Annotated in this window: 3 protein-coding genes; 2 read left to right on the top strand and 1 reads right to left on the bottom strand. The window is 52.3% G+C overall.

The window, feature by feature from the left end; translation table 11 throughout:
- Positions 1 to 21: 21 nt before the first annotated feature.
- Both D6783_01325 and D6783_01320 read left to right on the top strand, forming a co-directional pair.
- On the top strand, positions 22 to 1,632 hold the full coding sequence (locus D6783_01325) for a hypothetical protein (protein ID RME53670.1): 1,611 nt from the start codon (positions 22 to 24) through the stop codon (positions 1,630 to 1,632).
- Positions 1,633 to 1,777: 145 nt separating this feature from the next.
- Positions 1,778 to 2,140, top strand: coding sequence for a hypothetical protein (locus tag D6783_01320; GenBank protein RME53669.1), 363 nt, complete (start codon positions 1,778 to 1,780; stop codon positions 2,138 to 2,140).
- 166 nt (positions 2,141 to 2,306) lie between these two features.
- On the opposite strand, the gene D6783_01315 is transcribed toward D6783_01320, so the two are convergent.
- The coding region (locus D6783_01315; GenBank protein ID RME53668.1) for a translation initiation factor IF-2 subunit beta at positions 2,307 to 2,465 on the bottom strand (159 nt) is incomplete at its 5' end.

The following is a 2,465-nucleotide window of genomic DNA, read 5'->3' as shown; positions in this document are numbered from 1 at the left end:
GGAACCTTCATAGGCGCACGGATGGGCCGGCCAGAAAAAGCAAAAATGAGAAAAATGACCGGCCAGCCTCACGGCCTCTTCCCCGTCGGCAACCAAGGAGGCCGATTGCGCAGCATTCAAAGCGCACTCACAGCAGGATACATCTCCTCACAATTTGCAGACTTCTACTGCCACGATTGCCAGGCACAAACACTCTTTCGCCGATGCCACCTCTGCGACGGCACCAACGTAGAAGAACGAAGCAAAGCACCCATCGAAGCAGGAGAACGCGTCCCCCTTAAACGAAGCATCCCCATCAAAGACGTCTTTTCATCCACCCTCAATAAACTCAAAACAAAAATTTACCCAGACCTCATCAAAGGCGTACGAGGCACCACAAACAAAAGACACATACCAGAACACCTCGCCAAGGCGATTCTGCGCGCCAAACACAACATAGCCGTCAACAAAGACGGCACCACCCGCTACGACTGCAGCGAAATCGCCATTACCCACTTCAAACCTGAAGAAATAGGAACACCACTACAAACACTCAAAGAACTCGGCTACACTCACGACATCCACCACCAACCACTCACATCCCCCACACAAACCCTCGAACTCCTCCCTCAAGACATCATCATCCCTTGCTGCCCCCACAGCCCAGAAGAAGGCGCGGACGAAATACTCTTTCGAACGAGCAAGTTCATCGACGACGAACTCCGCTACCTCTACCACCTCAAACCCTACTACAACCTCACCTCGAAAAAAGACCTCGTAGGAGAACTCATCCTCGGCCTCGCACCCCACACCAGCGCGGCCATTCTTGGAAGAATTATCGGATTTAGCAAAACCCAAACCTTCCTCGCCCACCCCTTCTTCCACGCAGCAATGCGTCGAGATGCTGACGGTGACGAGAGCTGCATCTTCCTCCTCATGGACGGATTTTTAAACTTCAGCAAACTCTACCTTCCTGAAAGCAGAGGCAGCAGCATGGACGCCCCCCTCGTCCTCACCTACCTTCTCAACCCTTCAGAAGTTGACGACATGGTCTTCAACCTTGACCGCGCGTGGCGCTACCCCCTCGAACTCTACAAAGCAGCACGCGCATTCAAAAAACCATGGGACGTCAAAATAGAACTCATCGCGGACACACTCAACACGCCAGCCCAGTTCGAAGGCATTGGCTTTACCCACGACACGACCAATATCAATGCCGGCGTGCTCTGCTCAGCATACAAAACCCTCCCCAGCATGCAAGAAAAATTAGACGGGCAAATGAACCTTGCCCGCAAAATACGCGCCGTCGACGAAGCAGACGTGGCGCGCCTCGTCATAGAAAAACACTTCATCCGCGACATTCGCGGAAACCTCCGAAAATTCAGCCAGCAAGAAATTCGCTGCGTCGACTGCAACGAAAAATTTCGCCGACCACCCCTTAAGGGCGCTTGCACCGTATGCGGCGGCAAGCTCGTCTTCACCATCAGCGAGGGCAGCATCATCAAGTACCTCGAACCTGCGCTTAAACTCGCCCGCGACTACGACGTCCCCGCATACCTCAAAGAAAACATGGACATCGTCCGGCGCATGGTCGAAGAAAACTTCGGCAAAGACGCCGAAAAACAAGAAGGCCTCGGCACGTTCTTTTCCTAAAAAACCTCTTCGCAAGGCCGCTTTCTCTTCCAAACCACTTGTCCACACCAGTCCACACCAAAACCTCGCCCACCTCACAAAGCTAGCTCACCGGAACGCCGACAATTTCACAACACTTAAATAGAGGTGCCCTCCCAAGAAAAACATGCAATCCCGAAAACACCGCAAACCTTCCAAGGCACACGCCAACCCAGCAGCACGGCGAACAAATCTTTTCGACGCAATCTACGAAGGAACCCTCCTCGCAGCAGGAGCCAACCTTGTATCGCTCATCATCACCTTCCTCGTCTTACAACTCGCCTCACTCGTCATCTTACAAAACCCTCCTTCACCATCACTGTTCTTTTTCATCACGATCTTCTGGAATCTACTCTTTCTAGGAGGAGTTGTGACTGCGCACATTCGCATCGTCAAAACAACGGCCGGACGCGCCGCTCTCTGGATAATCTTCCTCTGCTTTATCTTTCTCCAAGTACTCCTCCCTCTCTTTCCAAACACCGGCTCCTAAAGACAAACCGACAAACCCCTATCGGTGCTTTCGAGCAACACAACCCAGCCGAAAAGGCGTGCAGAAGCTCAAACACCTGGAGAGCAAAACGACAACGCAAGGGACGTGCAAGCCAGCACCCGCCAAGAAGAACATTGAAGCGCCGCGAACAAAAACGCTGTCTTGCTTAAATTTTTGACCGAATAGAGTGCTTAGCCCCGCACGCCTGGCACGTCATGATAATCACGCTCGCTTCTTTGCTCAGCTTCGTCTCAGGCTTCCCGCACTCCTTGCACAGAACAAACGTATCAGCATATTTCTCAATCTTTTCATTCACTTTCGAAGC

It is taken from the genome of Candidatus Woesearchaeota archaeon (genome assembly GCA_003694805.1).
Classification (GTDB): Archaea; Nanobdellota; Nanobdellia; order Woesearchaeales; family J110; genus J110.
Note: the sequence above shows the minus strand (reverse complement) of the source record. Positions and strands in the feature narration are given on the sequence as shown.